Annotated in this window: 17 protein-coding genes; 9 read left to right on the top strand and 8 right to left on the bottom strand. The window is 59.2% G+C overall.

Annotated elements, in window-relative coordinates:
- Window positions 1–6: 6 nt before the first annotated feature.
- The 8 genes from AA105894_RS11690 to AA105894_RS11655 form a co-directional block, all read right to left on the bottom strand.
- Window positions 7–999: a beta/alpha barrel domain-containing protein gene (locus AA105894_RS11690; protein ID WP_267311880.1), complete on the bottom strand. Its 993-nt coding sequence runs from the start codon at window positions 997–999 to the stop codon at window positions 7–9.
- Complete coding sequence (gene denD, locus AA105894_RS11685; protein ID WP_267311879.1) at window positions 996–3,002, bottom strand: D-erythronate dehydrogenase; 2,007 nt, start codon at window positions 3,000–3,002, stop codon at window positions 996–998. Before denD ends, AA105894_RS11690 begins: the two co-directional genes overlap by 4 nt.
- Before the next feature lie 75 nt (window positions 3,003–3,077).
- Window positions 3,078–4,019 carry a LysR family transcriptional regulator gene (locus AA105894_RS11680; protein ID WP_267311878.1) on the bottom strand — a complete coding sequence of 314 codons (942 nt, stop codon included), beginning with the start codon at window positions 4,017–4,019 and terminating at the stop codon, window positions 3,078–3,080.
- A gap of 45 nt (window positions 4,020–4,064) precedes the next feature.
- The gene (locus tag AA105894_RS11675) at window positions 4,065–5,474 is read right to left on the bottom strand and encodes a carbohydrate porin (protein WP_267311877.1); all 1,410 of its coding nucleotides are present in this window, start codon (window positions 5,472–5,474) and stop codon (window positions 4,065–4,067) included.
- An 81-nt stretch (window positions 5,475–5,555) separates the two neighbouring features.
- On the bottom strand, window positions 5,556–6,479 hold the full coding sequence (locus tag AA105894_RS11670; RefSeq protein ID WP_267311876.1) for a 2-hydroxyacid dehydrogenase: 924 nt from the start codon (window positions 6,477–6,479) through the stop codon (window positions 5,556–5,558).
- Between the two features lie 30 nt (window positions 6,480–6,509).
- Complete coding sequence (locus tag AA105894_RS11665) at window positions 6,510–7,313, bottom strand: 2-keto-4-pentenoate hydratase (protein WP_267311875.1); 804 nt, start codon at window positions 7,311–7,313, stop codon at window positions 6,510–6,512.
- A 77-nt stretch (window positions 7,314–7,390) separates the two neighbouring features.
- A complete protein-coding gene (locus tag AA105894_RS11660) occupies window positions 7,391–8,827 on the bottom strand; it encodes an MFS transporter (RefSeq protein ID WP_267311874.1) in 1,437 nt (478 codons plus the stop codon).
- Between the two features lie 328 nt (window positions 8,828–9,155).
- A complete protein-coding gene (locus AA105894_RS11655; RefSeq protein ID WP_267311873.1) occupies window positions 9,156–10,190 on the bottom strand; it encodes a LacI family DNA-binding transcriptional regulator in 1,035 nt (344 codons plus the stop codon).
- A 470-nt stretch (window positions 10,191–10,660) separates the two neighbouring features.
- On the opposite strand from AA105894_RS11655, the gene AA105894_RS11650 reads away from it, so the two are divergent.
- Genes AA105894_RS11650 through AA105894_RS11610 form a run of 9 tightly spaced genes read left to right on the top strand, consistent with a single transcriptional unit; the run spans window position 10,661 to window position 18,924 of the window.
- Window positions 10,661–11,089 (top strand): hypothetical protein, encoded by a 429-nt coding sequence (locus AA105894_RS11650; protein WP_267311872.1) that lies wholly within the window; start codon window positions 10,661–10,663, stop codon window positions 11,087–11,089.
- A 47-nt stretch (window positions 11,090–11,136) separates the two neighbouring features.
- The gene (locus AA105894_RS11645) at window positions 11,137–12,141 is read left to right on the top strand and encodes a lytic murein transglycosylase (protein WP_267311871.1); all 1,005 of its coding nucleotides are present in this window, start codon (window positions 11,137–11,139) and stop codon (window positions 12,139–12,141) included.
- The gene (locus AA105894_RS11640) at window positions 12,128–12,994 is read left to right on the top strand and encodes a septal ring lytic transglycosylase RlpA family protein (protein WP_267311870.1); all 867 of its coding nucleotides are present in this window, start codon (window positions 12,128–12,130) and stop codon (window positions 12,992–12,994) included. The genes AA105894_RS11645 and AA105894_RS11640 overlap by 14 nt, the downstream gene beginning before the upstream one ends.
- Window positions 12,995–13,003: 9 nt before the next feature.
- The gene (locus AA105894_RS11635) at window positions 13,004–14,239 is read left to right on the top strand and encodes a D-alanyl-D-alanine carboxypeptidase family protein (protein WP_267311869.1); all 1,236 of its coding nucleotides are present in this window, start codon (window positions 13,004–13,006) and stop codon (window positions 14,237–14,239) included.
- A 3-nt stretch (window positions 14,240–14,242) separates the two neighbouring features.
- Window positions 14,243–14,872 (top strand): dTMP kinase, encoded by a 630-nt coding sequence (gene tmk, locus AA105894_RS11630; RefSeq protein WP_267311868.1) that lies wholly within the window; start codon window positions 14,243–14,245, stop codon window positions 14,870–14,872.
- Complete coding sequence (locus AA105894_RS11625) at window positions 14,869–15,810, top strand: AAA family ATPase (RefSeq protein WP_267311867.1); 942 nt, start codon at window positions 14,869–14,871, stop codon at window positions 15,808–15,810. The genes tmk and AA105894_RS11625 overlap by 4 nt, the downstream gene beginning before the upstream one ends.
- Entirely contained in the window at window positions 15,807–17,348 is a 1,542-nt protein-coding gene (gene metG / locus AA105894_RS11620; protein WP_267311866.1) for a methionine--tRNA ligase, read from the top strand. The genes AA105894_RS11625 and metG overlap by 4 nt, the downstream gene beginning before the upstream one ends.
- A gap of 11 nt (window positions 17,349–17,359) precedes the next feature.
- Window positions 17,360–18,142, top strand: a complete 783-nt coding sequence (locus AA105894_RS11615) for a TatD family hydrolase (protein ID WP_267311865.1) — start codon at window positions 17,360–17,362, stop codon at window positions 18,140–18,142.
- On the top strand, window positions 18,139–18,924 hold the full coding sequence (locus AA105894_RS11610) for an MBL fold metallo-hydrolase (RefSeq protein ID WP_267311864.1): 786 nt from the start codon (window positions 18,139–18,141) through the stop codon (window positions 18,922–18,924). The genes AA105894_RS11615 and AA105894_RS11610 overlap by 4 nt, the downstream gene beginning before the upstream one ends.
- Window positions 18,925–19,187: the final 263 nt, after the last annotated feature.

Below are 19,187 nucleotides of genomic sequence, written 5' to 3'. Positions count from 1 at the left end.
ATGAGCCTATTGCAGCAGGGAGTTCGTGATCTGAAGATCGGCTTCAAGCAGGCGCCTCGGCGTCATGCCGCGTGACAGGAGCTCTTCGTGATAGACGCCAACGGCTTCTGACGGGGTGAGGCGTCGCTCGACCACTGCACGCATCATGGCCACCATCGCAGGTGGATGTTCCGCATCGAGGATCTTGCGCCCGAAAAGCGCCGCACGGGCACCGCATAGCTGTGCCTGATGCAGAAGTTCGAGACAGTCGCGGGTCGTACCGCTGCTTCCACCCATGATGCCGACCACAAGTGAAGGGTCATAGCGACAGAACGCCTCGAGCGCATACGCCCCATTGAATGCCAGCTTGAGGAACACCGGGCGTTCGCTCTCATGCATACCCGCCAGGGCACGGCTGACCATATCATTGAGAAAACTGCCGTAATCGATCTTGTCGAGCAGCGGATGCGTCGGATTAAACACTTCCAAGAAATGGGAAATGCCCGCCGCCTGGGCCTCGGCCCTGAAATCACGATAGCGGAAAAGGGCGTCGGCGTCCTCGCGGGCATCGCCGCTGAATGTCATGGAATAAAGACCGAATTTCACCGGGAGCAGATCGAGGCGAGCCGTCCTGAAAGGAATGGAAGGCTGCCTGCCATAATCAGCACCGCGAATGCGCCACAGATCTGTCGTGTCATTCAGCCTGACGGCCTGCCGGATGGCGCTCCCCTCGAACACGCCCCGTTTGTTGAGGCGCCTCAGCGTCGACACCGACGCCAGCACGATGTCCACCAGATCCTGCCGCACGATTTCGCCAATCGCTGCGTCGAATTCGGATAGTGTTGCCGGGCACTGGGTAACCGGGTTGGTGCCAAGCGCCGAAAGACCGCCCGCCATATCGGCATCCTTGGCATCGGCAATGATGAAATCCGCCGGGCCATCCGTGCCCGCTTTCATACGGCTCAGCTTCTGATCGAAGCGCATGCAGGCGGGCGGTTCGTGATAGGGTTGATAAGTCATAGCGGCAGGATCCTGCGGATATAGTCCCGGTTGAGCGCAGCAACACTCAGACCATCGCCGCCGTAGTGCTCGACCAGAAACGGGCTCGCATAGCCATGTTCGAGCGCCATTGCGATGGCAGCGCGGTAACTGATCACCCCCTGTTCCATGGGGGCTGGTGCAGTCACGATCATGCCGGTCGTGGCATCCTCGGTACGCAGATAGTTCTTTACGTGCCAGTAGCGCAGATAGGGGGCGAGCTTGACCATCATGTCACGCCAGTGCTCCATCGGGCGATGCAGTCGCACCAGATTGCCGATATCAGCATTGATGCCACAGGCCGGATGATCGACGTCATTGATGAAGCGTACCGCTGAGTCTGCCGAGCCGAGATAGGTGTCTTCATACATCTCGAGTGACAGCACGACCCCGACGCTCTGGGCATGATCGGCAAGCTCGCGAATGCGCGACACCGCCTTTCTCCAGACCTGCGGGTCTGCCGGGTCGCAATGGCCGGGCGCCGTCCAGAACCAGAGGGCTTTTCTCTGCGCCTCACTCAGTGCTGCCGCAAAACCGACGGCGATTTCGCGTGCGCCGATTTCCGCTGCGGTATCGATCACGCGATGGATATAGGCGAGCGATGCGTCTGCCTTCTCCGGATCAGGGTCGATCACGGAGCGGCGTGAGGTCGAAATAGCCGGGATACTCAGTCCTAAATCGGCGCATACCGACAGAAATTCGAGCCGTCGAGAGACTGAGAGATCGGCCACACGCAGCCAGCAATCGGTCGGATCGAGTTCGTTGAACCCGGCGCGCCGTACTTCGGCAAGCGTGGCAGCCCAGCCTTCGGCCTTCTGATCCTGAACGGAACTGCCATCGGGCAGGATCGCCGGATACTGGATCATGGCCGCAGCGATGGGCCAGTTCCTGGCTGTCCAGGGCCTCACATGGGGGAAAATCTCGTCATGACAGGAGGGGTGTTCGGGAGGCATTGGCGCCGCCCAGAGTCGGCTGGGAGCGGTGGGTGCCAGCGGTGCATCATGAAGCTTGCCGCCCAGATCGTCGTCGATATGGGCTCTTATGATGTCTTCGAACGTCTCATCGGCGGTGAAGCCAAGACTCAATGCCCAATGTGTGTCGAATGCCTTGGGCCAGCTTGAGACGAAATGCTGGATGAAGGGGTCTGGCTCGTCTCGTATGAGAGAAACAGCCTGGTTGCCTGCCACGTGGCGCAGGGCCTCGATCTGCTCTTCTATCGTCACGCTCAGGGCGGGGAGCGTAAAGACAGGACGATGGCGGATGGTCTCGTAATCGATCTCTGAGGCGTGCCTGAGGGCTTTCACTGCGGCACGCGGGCTAGCCAACCAATGGCGCGTCTCTCTGGGGACGGGCAACACGGCTTCCTGACCAATCAGCGGTTCTCTGATTATGCTAGAGAAAAATCCCGAGACGGCAGCATTGGACCCACCTGGTCGCACACAAATCGTGGGCATGCGCGGCGCGACACCATCGAAAATACCGCGACGCGCGTAGTCACCGAGCAGCAGCTCTACCATTGCCTTTTGCACGCCATAGCTGCTCTCAGGTGTCGGTATCTGGCTGTCGCTGATCAGATCAGGCAAAGGACGCCCGAACACGCCAATTGACGACGCAAAGACCAGACGCGGCTTGTAGCCTTCGCTCTCATGAAGAACGCGTATCGCTTCAAAAAGCGTGCGCGTGGCATCGAGATTCACCCGATAACCGAGCTGCATGTCCCGCTCGGCGGCACCCGATACGATAGCGGCAAGGTGGAAAATGACATCGGGCCGCTCGGCCAGCAGCGTTTCAGCTGCGCCTGGCACGGTAAGGTCGGCAGCCACGCAATCGACGATACCCCGGAAACCCTGAGGCATGGGGGGGGCCACAAGATCGGCAAGAATAAGCTGTGAAGGTCCGGGGAATAAACCGTTCGGCTTCTCTACAAAACTCTCTGTAAGCTTTCGGCCCAGCATGCCTGCTGCGCCAAGGATGAGAACACGCATGATTTCTCTTCCCCCTTATCGTTACATCATCAATGCATCGAGGAAGGACGAGCCCGGGAGTAAAGTCGACGAGACTTACTTGATGACGCTATCGGATAATCCGATAGCCCGACATTTTATCTCGTCGTAGAGATAGGCCATTGCAGGCGTAAAAGGCCGATCACGGAGACGAACCAGAGAGTAGGGCGAAAGAAGATCCGGCATGACGACCGGCAATTCCCGCAGTATTTCTGTCTGTTCGAACAGATTGAAGACTGATCTCGGCAATACTGCCAGAAGCGTCGACTGCTGAAGAAGGTCGATCGTTGCATAGATCGACGTCAATTCGACCGGAAAGAGTGGCAGAGGCAATCGCGCCATCGTGAATGCTGATTCGATCGCCTGACGCATCGGACTTGGCGCAGTATGGACGATCCAGCGTGCATCGATGAGTTCCGCAAGGCTTGTCGGTGGATTCTGCAGGATCGGATTTCTCGCACCCGCAACAACGACAAGACGCTCTGGGGCGAGTTCCTCGACCGTCAGCGATCCTGCCGAAAGATTGTCAACCGGTCTGCAGACTGCCAGATCGATGCGCCCTGCCTGCATCATCTCCATCAGATCATGGCTGGTATTGACGTGCAGCGTCACGCTTATATCCGGCTGAGCCTCAGCCAGATCGGCGAGTATGGGCAGAATGATCTCATGCAGGGGGGCGCTGATCGCACCGATCGAGACCGTTCCCGACAACCCATGCTGAACAGCCTTGAGATCGTGACGCAAGCGGCCGAGATCGGCCAGTATCTGTCTTGCGTGGCGAATGGCGACCGACCCGGCACGCGTAGGGGTCAGGCCATGGGCGTGGCGCTCGAAAAGCTGCACATCAAGATCGGTTTCCATATCCTGCAGCAGTTTCGATGCAGTGGGCTGCGAGAGATTGAGCGATCGCGCCGCCCTGTTGAGGGCGGGTTCTAGGTCGATCTGGCGCAGCAGCAGCAACTGCCTGAACTTGAGGCGAAATATCAGATTGTCGGTCATGCCCCGATGGTGGCGTTGATCGACGGTTCTGTCACTTCACGTCTGTCAAAGCACCGCATGAATCTTGAGGCCGATGGCATCGACCTGCGGCTTGTTGGCCTGGAGATTGGTACGCCAGATATGCTGATAATCAGGCTGAATGGAGATGCCGCGAAAGGCGTGGAAATTATAGGTCACTTCGAAAGTCATGAGATGGCTTTGTGGATAGGTGGCGCTGCCGGGCAGGGAAAGGTTTTTTCGATAACGTATCCATTGCGAGGCGACGAGGTCACGGCTGGCAAAGGTCTCAGACCATTCGACGCCGAATGTATCCTTTGGCCGCGCCTTGATCAGTCCGCGATCCACGATGCCAGCATAGACCTGCCAGTCATAAGGGCTGTTTTCGCCCTGGCTTTTCGTCATCCCGGCCAGGGCATAGAGCCCCTGCAACGGCCCTGACCCATTGCGCACGAGCATCTGGTCACCCTGAAGCCAGATCTGCGTCTTGCCGTTGGTCCAGCCATAGGGCAGGCCTGTCGCTGCTGCCGGGTTACCATTCACGTCCCGATAAAGGTCACGGTAATTGGACGAGTCATAGGCAACACCGAATTTGTAGTGACCGACGAGATTATGTCTGCCGAATGAGGGGATAAGCCCGATTTCTGTCGGAATATACACGCCGGTATAGAGTTCCGTACCCATGCGAAAGCCGGTGCGGTCGTACTGGTTGGTGTTGAGATAGGGATTGACGCCATAAAGCCCGGTCTGGACATAAACGCCGTGGAGTGGCCAGTAGCGCAGTCTCGTCCCCCAGGTGGAACCGGGATAGGTGCCATAGCCTGCTGCCGTACGTGTGAGCGATTTCGGAATGCCGCAATTTGATTTGTTCATGAAGGTGCAGAACAGGGGCGAATTGGCGAAATCGATATTTACCGGCATTTTCCCCAGTGCGACCTGCATACGGTTCCTGAACAGATCCTGCGTGCCGTAGACATAAACCAGATGCACGCCGACATTGCCCCCACCGCCGTAGATCTCCTGAAACCCGTTCAGGGAGCGTTCACCCAGATCGGCTGCGAGATTATGCCCGGCACGATTGACAATCACGGCGTGGGTGATGAAACCGCGCCAGCCGATCAGTCGGGACCAGTCAAGATCGAGTTCCACCCCGATCTGGTGGGCATAGCCCGCGTCGCCTGCATGACCGGCGTTCAGCACCATGGCGCTTTCGCTGGTGTAGTCGACAACGATGCCGACGCCCTTGCGATTGAGCTTCTTCACCAGACGATCCCAGGCGGGGATCATGCTCTCCACCGGCGGCGTAAAAGGCGTATTGGCATAGGAAGTTGGTGTATCGAGCGCAAAAAGCGGCGCCGTCTCTGAAATCGGACCTCGATACTGAGCCCGTGCTGCAGGCGCGAGGGCGCATAGGGCGCCCAAAATGGTCAGGGCCCGGGTGGAAAGCCTGTTTGGCATTGTCTGTAAACCCTGAAATGCAATTCTTGCGTCAGGGCGTCTGGCCGAATGGCCAGAACACCGGGGTCAATTCCCCATAAGCTAGAGCGCTACGGGTGTGAGCAGCGGGCGGCCTGCGAAATGTGCAGCGAGATTATCAAGCACGAGCCTGCCCATGGCCTGACGCGTCTCAAGTGTGGCCGAAGCGCGATGGGGCTGTAAGACGACATTGCTCATTGTCTTGAGCGCGTCGGGCACGTTAGGCTCATCGACGAAAACATCGAGTGCTGCCCGGCCCAGTCTCCCTTCCTGCAGCGCAGTGACAAGCGCCTGCTCATCGACCACGGTGCCACGGGCCACATTGACCAGAAGACCGTTCGGCCCCAGCGCCTCGATCACCTCGCGATTGACCAGGTTGCGCGATTGCGGGCCGCCCGAGGCTGCCACCACAAGGATATCGCTCTGTGCCGCCAGCGCCACGAGGTTGTTCACGAACGGGGTAAAGGGCAGGTCCAGATTGCGTCGGCTGAAATAGGATACCTGCATGGAGAATGCCTGAGCACGACGCGCTATTGCCTGACCGACCTGACCCATGCCCACGATGCCAAGCCTTGACCCCGAGACCTTGCGTGCAAGAGGAAGCCCCTGCTTGCCCCACAAGCCGTCACGCACCAAGCGGTCTCCTGGCAGCAGATCACGCAGCGAGGCGAGCATGAGCGCCATGGCAAGATCGGCTACATCGTCGGTCAGTACGTCACGCGTCACGGTGACGGCAATACCGCGCCGTGCAGCTTCGATAAGATCAACGGCATCGGTTCCGATACCATTGATGGCAATCACCTCCAGTGTAGGCAGGGCGTCCATTACCGCGCGTGGTACGCCGGTGCCGCCGCCGGTCGCGATGGCGCGTATCTGCACATCACTCGGTAGCGTGTCCTTCTGCCAGCGATGCACGGTATAAGCCGCATCCAGCGCAGCCTCGATTTCGGGCATCATGGGTTCGATCAGGAGAAGATGAGGCTTCATGACATGGTCCTTTTACTGGTCAGGCAGGTTTCAGGGCAGAATGACATTGACAGGGGCGAGAGAGGCAATTTGCGCTGTGGCCGTGGTGCCGGGCGGCACAAAAATCGTATCGGTCATTGAACCGGTCGTAACGATGGTGCCTGCCGTCAACGGCAGGCCGCGCGCACTCGCATGATTGGCCAGCCAGACGAGCAGACGTCTCGGGTCTCCTGCGGAATTACCTCCGATATGCTCAATCACGAGGCCGTCACTCAGGGCGAGATGAACAGTCTCCGAGACGGGGCTCAGGCGACGCCAGGCCGTTTGCCCTTCGCCGATAACCAGCGCGCCATGGCTACCCTGATCGGCGAGATGCGCCAGACGCGGCTGTGAATTGGGCCGTTCGAACCGCGTGTCGATAATTTCGATGGCGGTATGGACTGAACCCACAGCGTCGAGCACCTCATCGAGCGACCAGGCGCGCTCACGTGGCAGAAGGTCGCGAGCGAAAAGGTAAGCAATTTCTGCTTCGACGCCATAATGACGCAGGCTGTTGCCAGGCAGTCGGGTATCACCCCAGAACAACGTCGCTTCATGCAGCGGTGAGGCAAAGGGAAGCCCCTCATGGGAGGGGGCCCCGACCTTCCAGCCCGTTACTTCCCCAAGCATGGGTCGCAGGGCATGAGCCATCTCGTTCTGCACGCCATAAGCAGCATCCTCATGCTGCGGAACAAGCCCTGCCTCCAGCGTTGCGAGAGGCACGGCGCCCCGACGCACGGCCAGAAGACGATCGGCGAGAGGAGAGAGGCCAGCAGAGGCGTCACCCGTTGAATTGGGGCAATCGAGATAGCTCATGACGGCAACGCCTTTTATACGAAGAGGAAAACTATGCCCTGACAACGCCATGTCAGGGCTGACGAGGGAGGCAGGACTCAAAGCGCATCTTCCTGGGCCATGAGATCGCGTCCCTTCGTTTCGGGAATGGCGAAGGTCGCTGCGATGGCGAGGCAGGCGAGAAACACCACGTAGGTTGCCAGCGGAATCCAGGCATATTTGCCGCTGCTCACCCCACCTATATGAAAGCGGGCAAACATCGCGATCAGGAACTGGCCGACCATGGGAGAAACGCCCCCTGCGATGACTGAAGAGAACTCACGGGTGAAAGACACAGCCGTGTAACGATGGCGCAGGCCGAACATCTCTGGCAGGAGGGCGCCTTGTGTGCCGAACATTCCCCATGTCGCAACGCCCAGGGCGAAGGAAAGGGCGATGGAGGATGCCAGTGGATTTCCCTGGCTGAACACGTACCAGACCGGCAGCGCGCTCACAGCCTGCAGAATGGCGAAACCGCGATAGACACGAACACGCCCGAAGCGATCGCTCAACAAGCCGGCCACGGGGATGGTGACCCCACCCACCACTGCAGCCCCGATCAGCACGAGTGTGCCCCACTGGCTGCTCATGCCCACGGTGTGAACCAGATAGCTGATGGCCAGAACCTGATAGATGGACGAGCCGCCATTTTCTGCCATGCGAAGCCCAAGCCCGGCGAGGATTGGCCGCCAGGAAGTTGTCAGCGTCTCCCGAATGGACATCACCTCTTCATGACGCTCATCGTCCTGGATCTTGGCGAATGTCGGTGACTCTTTCAGGCGGAGACGCATGTAAAGCGCAATGACCAGCAGCAGGGCGCTTCCAATGAAAGGTACGCGCCACAGCATGGTCTGTGTGATGTCAGGCACACCGGTCAGCATCGAATAGTAGATCAGCCCTGCGGCGACTGTGCCGATCTGGATGCCCAGAAAGGGCAGGGCGGCATAATAACCGCGGCGCTTTCTGGGTGCTGATTCGGTCATCATCACAGCAGCACCAGCCTGTTCGGCGCCAGCGCCAAAACCTTGAGCCATACGCAGGAAGACCAGAAGCAGCGGTGCGGCAATTCCGATGCTGGCATAGGAAGGAATGAGCCCGATCAGCGCGCTGGCCAGCCCCATCAGGGTGACTGTCAGCAGGAGAACTCTCTTTCGGCCGTAGCGGTCCCCCATGCGCCCGAAAAAGATGCCACCAACAGGCCGCACGGCAAAGCCTATGAAATAGGTGGCAAAGCTCGCGACAAGGCCAAGGCCCGGTATATTGCTCGGGAAAAAAAGCGGGCCGAAGATCAGCGCGGAGGCGAGGCTGTAGAGCGCAAAATCATAATACTCCATCGCGCTGCCAATGGAGCAGGTCCAGGCGGCACGACGCAGCTCGGAGACCGGCATTTCGGGGCGTGATGCGGCGTCGGCGGCTTCTCTGGAAGGAGTATTTGCAACAGGGGATTTATGGCTGCGCGGAGCGTTCTGCTCCTCATTCATGACGAGTGAGATCATGAGTGCATCTCCGATACAGGAAGAGCAGGGACGCGTTGCTGCAGGACGTCAAGTGAACGGCGGGCCAAGCGCCGGACCGCCGTGAGAATCGTATCAACCATCATCACAAATCGCCTTGAACCCGAGGAAATCAGGTTCTGCTTGAGTAATTAGATCGATCTAAAAGCTATCTGCACAAGCGCGCCGATGAAGGAAGCGGCTTGAAGAGGCGGGGAAGCGAAGAGAGCTGTCGGAAGGATCTAAACAAACTGTAATGACAACAAAACGCTCATTTGCAACAAAAGTCACACATTTTATGTGAAACGAATGTCACTCTTATGTGATGCCCTTATCTTCCCACGCCCGGAAAGCCTCTTGTGCTGTCGCGCAATATCAGCTCGGGTGTGATGACGTGGCGTTCCGATGCCCGCTCTGGACGGGCCAGGCGCTGCTGCAATAGGCCCGCCGCGACAGTACCGATCCTGTGCGGCATGGTGGCGATTGTCGTCAGGGAAGGAAAAGCGGCTGCGGCCTGAGGAAGGTCGTCCATGCCAATTACGGCGAAATCGCTTCCGGCCACCATGCCTCGACGCCCGAGATAGTGATAAAGCGACAAGGCGATCATATCGTTATAACAGATCGCCGCATCAGGCGGATCGCCCGAAGAAAAAAGGCGATCGAGTGCTTCCTCGTCATAGCGATTATCGCGCGTCCCTGCGATTACCGGCATGGGCTTCAGTCCAAGCCGCTCCAGTGCCGTCGCATAACCATTGAGACGGGCGAGCGCTGCCGAATGCATCTCCATCGAGCCGATAAAGACGATGCGCCTGCGGTCGGTTTCGACCAGATGCGCCATGGCCTGTTCAATGCCGGACGCATAATCGGCTGTCACGACGTCGCCGCGACCGTCGGCAATTTCACGCAGCACCTGTACGTAAGGCAGGCCGAGCCGCGCAAGTTCATCCAGCAATCTGTGATCGCTGCCTATGGCGGGGCAGATGATCAGCCCATCGACATTGTGCTCACGCAGGCGTCGTATCTGCCGGCTCTGTTTCTCAGGTGATTCTTCCGTATTCGTAATCAGACAGATCGACTCAGACATGTCATTGGCCTGCTCCACCCCGGCTGTCAGCGCACTGAAAAACGGGTTGGCAATGTTCGACAGCACGAGGCCGATAGTGCCTGTGCGGTTCTGCCTCAGATTGGCTGCGCCACGGTTGTAGATATAGCCGAGCCGCTCCATGGCCTCCTTGACCCGTTCCCTTGTAGGTTCGGCCACGAGAGGGCTGTTTCGCAGAACGAGAGAGGCCGTTGCGCGAGAGACACCGGCCTCTTTTGCTACCGCAAGCAGGCTGACCGCAGAGGGGGGAACGGGTTTCTTCATGGACACACGATAGACTGAAGGGATTAACGATCAAGGCGAGGTATCGGAAAGACCGGCACCCAACATTACAGGCAGATGCAAAACGAGACAGAAACCTTTTGAGTAAATCCAGTCATGGAAATGTGAAAATGCAACCATTTCGTGACATAACGCGCTTCTGATGTCGATTTTCGTTATTGCATCACGAAATAGTCGTTAATCTCCTTCCGTGAGTATAGTTTGTCACTGGACGATTTTCTTCCGTAGCGGTAAAAAGAGATCAGTGAACCAGTCCCGAATGTCTCTTAACATTACACAATCATGTTATGATGTGACCAGGAATATCGTTCCTAAAGTAGTAACCATGGCAAGGCGGCATTTTTCGCGCGTCGAACCGTACAGATTATTCAACGTCGATAGGTTTGCGGCGATCTTGTCCCCTGAGTGGTCAGGCCCCGTGAAGCTTTTCATCGTATCTAGGGAATCCACTCTTGGCGAAAACAGTCCGAACCCGAGCAAGCTCCGCGAGAAAGAAGCAGGCTACTGCCACGCAGCCCAGCTCGCAGGCCGAAGTGCTTCCCCTCACTCCCGAAGAGCCTATCCAGGCGCCGAGCGACGTGCCGCCATCGGAAGAGCAGGCCATACCACAAAGCGCACCGTCACCAGCAAGCGGTTATCCCACCGAGGCGCTCTATTTCGACGCGGCGTGGTATCTGGAAACCTATCCGGACGTCAGTGCCTGCGGGATTGATCCTGTCGAGCACTTCATGACCCACGGCTATCTCGAGGGACGTGACCCGAACGGCTCTTTCAGCGTCGCGGAATATATTGCGGCAAATCCGGACATTCCCTTGACGATCAACCCGTTCCTGCACTTCATCATGCATGGTGCCGCTGAAGGCCGCCCGCTTCGTCGCTGAGCCGGGCCTTCGTCCGGCATCAGGACCGAACAGGCAAGGATGACATTGTGCTGACTCGACGCTCGTTAATGGCTGCTGCTGCTGCGGCCACTCCCGCTCTCTGTGGGAGCGGTGTCGCGCGCACGCTCAGTAGCCCGGCGAAGCCGGTGGCCCATGGCGGCTATGCCGCGTTTCTGCGGACATTACGTGCCGAGGCCCTGAGCAAGGGCATTTCTGCCAGCACCTTGTCGCGCGCCTTTGCGCTGACGACCGAGCCAAATGCTAAAGTCATCAAGCTCGACAGGCATCAGCCGGAGTTCACCCTGACCTGGGCGCAGTATCGCGAGCGTGTCATCAGTGGCACGCGCATCAGCCAGGGTCAGGCAGCCCTTCAGCAATATGGCAAACTTCTTGATGCTGCTGGGGCACAATATGGCGTAGACCCGCGGGCAATCATGGGTATCTGGGGGCTTGAGTCTGGCTTCGGCCGCAAGATCGGCACGTTTTCAGTGATCGATTCACTCTCGACCCTCGCTTATGATGGACGGCGCGCCAGTTTCTTTCGGGGGGAGTTGTTCAAGGCGCTGCAGATCCTGGACCATGGCGATATCGCGCCTGAAGCAATGCTGGGGTCCTATGCCGGGGCGATGGGGCAGCCGCAATTCATGCCCAGCGCCTATCTGCGTTATGCGGTTGATGCGGATGGTGACGGCAGGCGCAATATCTGGTCGAGCGAGCAGGATGTTTTCGCTTCAGTCGCCAATTATCTGCGTGGTTCCGGCTGGAAGGCCGATGAGCCCTGGGGGCAGCCGGTCAAGCTGACCCAGGACCTGCCGCAGACCCAGCTGGGGCGCGGTAACAAGCAAAACCTCGCCGCATGGTCGGCGCTCGGCGTGCGTCGCGAAGACGGCTCGGCCTTCTCGCGTCAGGACGTATCGGGTGCTGTGTTGCGCCCTGACGGACCCGGCACCGAAGCCTTTATGGTTTATCGTAACTTCGATGTGATCCGACGCTATAATCCGTCTGATTTTTATGCGCTCGGTGTGGGATTGCTCGGTTATGAAATCGGTTAAGGCGTTCGTTTCATTCATTGCATCAGGGGTCGGTCTTGCCGGGTGTCATCACCAGGAAGCAGCAAGACAGGCCAGCCCTCATTATGTGGTCGGGCAGGCCTGGCAGGGCAGCGAAACGTGGTTTTATCCTGCGGAACGCTTCGGCGTGACAGAAACAGGCCTGGCGATCATCCAGACCGCGCCAAAGAGCGGTGTCACAGCAGACGGCGAGCTATGGTCGCCGCAGGCCATGACTGGCGCGCATCAGACATTGCAGCTTCCGTCGATTGTAAGCGTGCATAATCTGGCCAATGGTCGCATCGTGAAAATCCGGCTGAATGACCGGGGCCCTGTATCGGCTGGGCGCATGCTGGCGGTGACACCGCGAGTGGCCGCCCTTCTGGGCATGGGTGACGCGCCAACCCCGGTTGAGATCATTGAGGATGAGACTCTCAGCCGGCAGATTGCCGAGTCCAATCCCGATGCACCAAAACTTGACATCGCAGCGGCCCCCCGTGAGGCCATCGTTGCGCAATCGCTCAATGACGGCAGCACGCATACGCTCGGCATGAAAGCCGAGGATACCCAGACAAGTGCCAGAACGCTGCTACTTCCCGAAATGCCCCAAACCGTCATGCAGGGTGTGGCTCAGGCACCGCTCTATCGCATCGAACTCGGCAGTTTTGCAGGTCATGCCGCCGCTGCTCGTGTTGCTGCGCAATGCGGGGCGGAGATCACCCAGCAGGATGGCGGCGCGGGCACATTGCCATGGCTCGTTTCACTCGGCCCCTTCACAACAGTGGCTGAGGCGGATAGGGCATTAGCACAGGCGCGCCAGTGCGGTGGCACGGGTGCGCATATCGTGGCCAAATAAGGTGTTGACGTGCGGACAAGACGTTTTCTGCTCTCAGGTGCGGCTGGGTTAGCCGTTTCAACTCAGTTCGCTTTCGCGCGCCCGCGACGCGGAAAGGCCGCGGCAAGTGCCGCCGCGGCGGCACCGGCGAGCACGGCCAGCATGCCGAGCGCATCGCCTGCCACGACCCCGATTGGCCCGCTCGACACGGTTGCCCGCTGGGCCTGCATCATCGATTTCGACACCGGCGCGACCCTGCTCGAAAAAGCAGCCGATGAGCATATGCCGCCTTCGTCCCTGACGAAGATGATGACCGCCTATGTGACGTTTGGCATGCTGCGCGCCGGGCATCTGACCCTGACACAATCCCTCCCTGTCAGTGAAAAGGCCTGGCGGACACAGGGCTCTAAGATGTTCGTACCGCTCGGTCAGAGCGTGACCGTCTCCGACCTGATCGAAGGCATGGTCATCCAGTCGGGTAACGATGCCTGTATCGTCCTTGCCGAAGGCATTGCCGGATCTGAAGAGCAATTCGTCAATCTGATGAACCAGACTGCTGCCAAGCTTGGCATGACGAACACGCATTTCATGAATTGCACCGGCCTGCCGGATGAATCGCAGTACATGAGCGCACGCGACGTCAGCCGCGTTGCCATGCATCTCATCCGCGATTACCCCGAATACTATCACCTCTTCTCGGCCACCGAATTCACCTACAACAATATCAAGCAGGGCAATCGTAACGTTCTGGTCGATAAGGGCCTGGCTGATGGCCTCAAGACCGGCCATACCGATGCCGGTGGTTTTGGTCTCTGCGCCAGCTCCAAACGTGATGGTCGGCGCATCATCATGACCATAAACGGTACAAGCTCTATGAATGAGCGCGCCCATGAAGGCGAGCGTCTGCTCGGTTGGGCCTTTGCCAATTTCGAGAATGTCACCCTGTTCCATCACGGGCAGGTGGTCGATCACATGCCGGTCTATATGGGTGAGGCCGCCGAGGTTGCCCTGGTCGGCACGCGCGACATCGTGCTGACCCTGCCGCATGGCTGGCAGCAACGCAGCAGGATCAGCGTCGAATATCCGTCTCCTGCCATTGCGCCTGTCATGGCCGGGCAGACGATCGGCGCGCTCGTGCTGCAGAATCAGGGTATGCCCGATATCCGTCTCGACCTGGTTGCCGCCAATGCCGTGCCGCGCCTTGGTCTGGTCGGACGCGCTCTGGCCCGCCTTGGTCATGGCCCCAAACCCGTGCCGCATGGCTGAGGCGTGAGCGGGTTATTCATTACCTTCGAGGGCGGTGAAGGGGCCGGGAAATCGACCCAGACCCGCCTGCTTCATGCGACTCTCGTCGGGATGGGCCACAAGGTGCATCTCACCCGAGAGCCAGGCGGGTCGCCTGGCGCCGAGGCGCTTCGCGAGCTGATCCTGTTCAGCGAAGCGCCGCTCTCGCAACGGGCACAGGCTCTCGCGCATATGGCGGCGCGCGCTGACCATCTCGACAGCCTTATCCTGCCGGCGCTTGCGCGGGGCGAGATCGTTATCTGCGACCGGTTCCATGACTCGACGCTCGTCTATCAGGGCTATGGTCTGGCCCGTGGCGATGCCGCGAGCCTCGACTTCATTCGGTCGCTTCGCGGGTTGCTCGATTGCGAGCCGGATCTGACACTGATGCTGGACGTGCCGCCCGCACTCGGCGCCGCTCGTGTGGCGGCACGTGGAGGCAGGCTCGACCGCTACGAGCAGGAAGAAACGGCCTTTCACGAGCGTATCGCCGAGGGGTTCGACAAGGTGGCGCGTGAGGCGCCGCAACGGGTCAAACGCATCGATGCGCGTCGCGCACCTGACGATGTTGCCGCCGATATCCTTTCGATCGTTACACCCTATCTGCCGTCATGACGGCATCGGATCATCCTGCCGCCCTTCCGCTCTTTGGTCATGATCATGAGCTTGCCCTGTTCAGAAAGGCTCTTGAATCAGGCAGGCTACATCATGGCTGGATGATCCATGGAGAGGCAGGTATCGGCAAGACGCGTTTCGCCTTTGCCTGTGCGCGGCTTCTTATGCACGGTGTCGATCTTCAAAGTCGTGCAGGGCGCCAGATCAGCGCTGGTACCCATCCCAATCTGTTGCTGATCACGCGGCGCATGGATGAAAAACGCAAGCGCATGCGTCAGGAGATCGTCATAGACGATGTGCGCCCTGTGCAGGATTTCCTCCACCATACGGCGGCAGATGGCGCCTGGCGTGTGGTGATTGTCGATGCTGCCGAAACGCTCAATCGCAACGCCGCGAATGCCCTGCTGAAACTTCTGGAAGAGCCCCCCAACCAGACCGTCTTTTTTCTGACCTGCCCGACCCCCTCGGCATTGCTGCCCACAATCAGAAGCCGCTGCCGCCTTCTGGCGCTTGATACGCTTCCTCTGGAGCAAACGAGGCAGGTGCTCAGGCATCATGGCAGGAATGGCGCCGAACTCGACACGCTTGCCAGTCAGGCACAGGGCGCACCGGGGCGAGTGCTGGCAACCGACCAGGGAACGGACAGAACGGCACGCCATCTGGCTGATGCGTTGCTGGAAACCGGGGAGAATGCCGACCCTGACGCTCTGGCAAGCCTGTTGCGTCACGATGATGGTTTTGCCGTGCTCTGTTCTTTGCTAGGAGAAGGCCTTGCGAACCGGGCCAGAGATCTGGCCGGGCAGGGAAAGCTGATCGAGGCCAGCAAGGCGGCGGAGGCTTTTTCGTCTCTTCAGGCGCTTCAGCGCGAGACCGAGCGGTTCAATCTGGACAAGAATCAGGCTGTCAGACAGGCAGCCGCCATAGCGAGTGCCTCATGACTTCACGGTATTATGTCACCACACCCATCTATTACGTGAATGGCGCACCGCATATCGGCCATGCCTATACCTCTGTCGCCGCCGATGTTCTGGCGCGCTTCAACCGTCTGGATGGCAAGGACGTGTTCTTTCTGACTGGTACGGACGAACACGGCCAGAAAGTCGAGCAGGCCGCACAGAGTGCGGGCGTCGACACGCAGAGCTTCACGGATGGTATCGCAGCCGATTTTCGCAGCATGGCCGATGCCATGGAGATCTCCTACGACGATTTCATCCGCACGACCGAGCCGCGCCACAAGCAGGCAGCCCAGGCGCTGTGGGAAAAAGTCGCGGCCAATGGCCATATCTATCTCGACGCCTATGAGGGCTGGTATGCGCTTCGGGACGAATGCTTCTACTCCGAAGACGAACTGACCACTCACGCTGATGGCCGCAAGACTGCGCCAACCGGCGCACCGGTGGAATGGGTACGTGAGCCTTCCTATTTCTTCCGTCTGTCGGCGTTTGAAGACCGCCTTCTGGCGCTTTACGAGCAGCATCCCGAGTTTCTTGGCCCGTCCGGTCGTCGCAACGAGATCGTCAGCTTTGTCAGACAAGGGCTGAAGGATCTCTCCATCAGCCGCACAAGCTTCAAATGGGGTATCCCTGTCCCGAATGATCCGGGTCATGTGATGTATGTGTGGTTCGACGCGCTGACCAATTATCTCTCGGCGCTGGGTTACCCCGATGAAAACACCGAGCGCATGAAATACTGGCCCGCCTCGGCCCATATCGTCGGCAAGGACATCATACGCTTTCACGCCGTTTTCTGGCCCGCTTTTCTGATGGCGGCCGAAATCGACCTGCCGCAATCGGTCTATGCCAATGGATGGTGGACGATCGAAGGCGAGAAAATGAGCAAGTCGGTCGGTAATGTGATCGACCCTCGCGATCTGGTGCAGAGCTTCGGGCTGGACCCGGTGCGCTTCTTCCTGCTGCGTGAAGTCCCGTTTGGCGGAGATTCCGACCTGAGCAGACGGTCGCTGATCAACCGCCTGAACGTCGAGCTTGCCAATGATCTTGGCAATCTGGCGCAGCGTACGCTCAGCCTCATTGCGCGCAATTGCGATGCCAGCCTTCCTGCCTTTGCCGAACTCAGCGAAGACGATACGGCTCTGCTTGCCAGTGCCTCGCTCCTGCCTGACCTGATGCGCGGCCAGCTGGCCCGTTTCGCCCTGACGGATGCTCTGGAGGAGGTGTGGAAGCTCATTCGCGCCTGCAACTCCTATATCGACCGTCAGGCCCCTTGGGCGTTGAAGAAGACCGATCTGGTGCGCATGGCAACGGTGCTGCGCGTTCTGCACGAAGCCCTGCGCCACATCGCAATACTGCTCCAGCCTTACATGCCAGGCACAATGGACAAGCTGCTGACACAGCTCGGCGTCGCCCAGGACAAGCGCGATTTCGCCGACCTCGCCGAGAGCCTCAAAGCCGGTATTGCCCTGCCGGCGCCTCAAGGCCTGTTCCCGCGTTATGTAGAGCCTGAGAGCGCTGCGTGAGGGAGCACCGCATGACGGGTCTGATCGACACCCATTGCCATCTCGACCGTCTCGATGACGTGCCTGCCGCCCTTGCTCTGGCAAAAGAGCACGGGCTATCGGGCATGACCACTATCGGCACGCGGCTGTCACGGGCACAGACCCAGATCGACCTGACGCGATTCGATACGCCTGATCTCCGTGTCTGGTGCGCTATCGGCACACACCCCGATCATGTCGATGAAGAGACCCTGCCGGATGTCGCGACAATCGAGCGGCTGGCGGAGCCTGAAGGCGTTATCGGCATCGGGGAATCAGGTCTCGACTATCTGCACGGCGCGCTGCCGGTACGTGCGGCGCAGGCAGAAAGCTTTCGCGTGCATATCGCGGCGGCACGCAAGACCGGACTGCCTCTCGTCATCCATGCGCGGGAAGCTGATGACGATGTTGCGGCCATCCTGCGCGATGAGCATGGAAAGGGCGCGTTTCCCTTCCTGCTGCATTGCTTTGCCTCTGGCATGGATCTGGCGCAGGCAGCCATCGAATTGGGCGGGTATATCAGCTTCTCGGGACTGCTGACCTTTCCCAAATGCGAGACCATCCGGGAAGTCGCGCGCGCCATGCCTCAGGACCGTCTTCTGGTCGAGACGGACAGCCCGTTTCTTGCGCCAGTACCGAAGCGCGGCAAGCCGAATACACCCGGCTATGTTGCCTACACCGCAGCCCGTCTGGCGCAGGAGCGGGACCTGGAAATCGAGGCGCTGACCGACCTCACCACAGCCAATTTCTACACGCTGTTCAGGCGCGCCGCATGAAGGTCACGATCCTCGGCTGCGGTGGGTCTGGTGGGGTGCCTATGGTAGGTGGCGCGGATGGGGCAGGGATCTGGGGTGCCTGCGACCCGGCCGAACCGCGCAACCAGCGCACCCGCTCATCCATCGTGATAGAGGCTGACAGCGGCAAGCGGCTTCTGGTCGATTCAGGGCCGGATCTTCGCGCCCAGTTGCTGCGCGCGAAGATCGGTATCGTTCATTCGGTGCTTTACACCCATGAGCATGCCGATCACGTCGCCGGGCTTGATGAATTGCGCGCCATCAACCGAATGCTTGATGCGCCATTGCCGCTTTACGCCACCGAGACGGTGATGCAGGAGCTTGAGGCCCGCTACAGCTATGCTTTCCGGCCCTGGAACGGAACGGGCTTCTTTCGACCAGTGCCGGACCCGCATCTTATTTCTCTGACAGACCGGCTGGATATCTGCGATCTGGACATCCAGCTTTTCGAGCAGAGGCATTACCGCATCCCGACAGCGGGCATTCGCTGCGGCGACTTCGCCTATTCCACCGATGTGGAATATCTGAGCGAGGAGTCGCTGAATGCCCTTGCAGGCATCAGGACCTGGATTGTTGGCTGCTTTCAATACGAGCCGCATGTTGCCCATGCCTGGGTCGATCTGGTGGTCGAGTGGTGCGCCCGTCTCAAGCCGGAACGAACGATCCTTACCCATATGGGGCCCGGCCTGGACTATCAGACGTTGTGCAGCAGGCTGCCTGAGGGGATCGAGCCTGGCTATGATGGCATGGTTCTGAGCCTCTAAATATTTCTTCGGTTAACCAGTTTTTTGTTGAAGCGCGGTTCGACATCGCGATAGCGTCAGCTTATCGGGTCAGTCCGGTCCTTTTTTTCAGAAGCATGAAATCCCTCAAATTCCGGTATTACCGGTTCAGTACAAGTGAATGTTGGAGCATCCTGCGGCTCCGCACCCATTGTCGTCTCCCATAGCCTGACTTCCCGACTTATCGCCTGCATGTCTCTCGGTGGGTGTGACCGTTTCGCCCCCCGGCCCAGTGGCAGGCTTCC

It is taken from the genome of Asaia spathodeae NBRC 105894 (assembly GCF_025994195.1).
GTDB lineage: Bacteria > Pseudomonadota > Alphaproteobacteria > Acetobacterales > Acetobacteraceae > Asaia > Asaia siamensis.
Note: the sequence above shows the minus strand (reverse complement) of the source record. Positions and strands in the feature narration are given on the sequence as shown.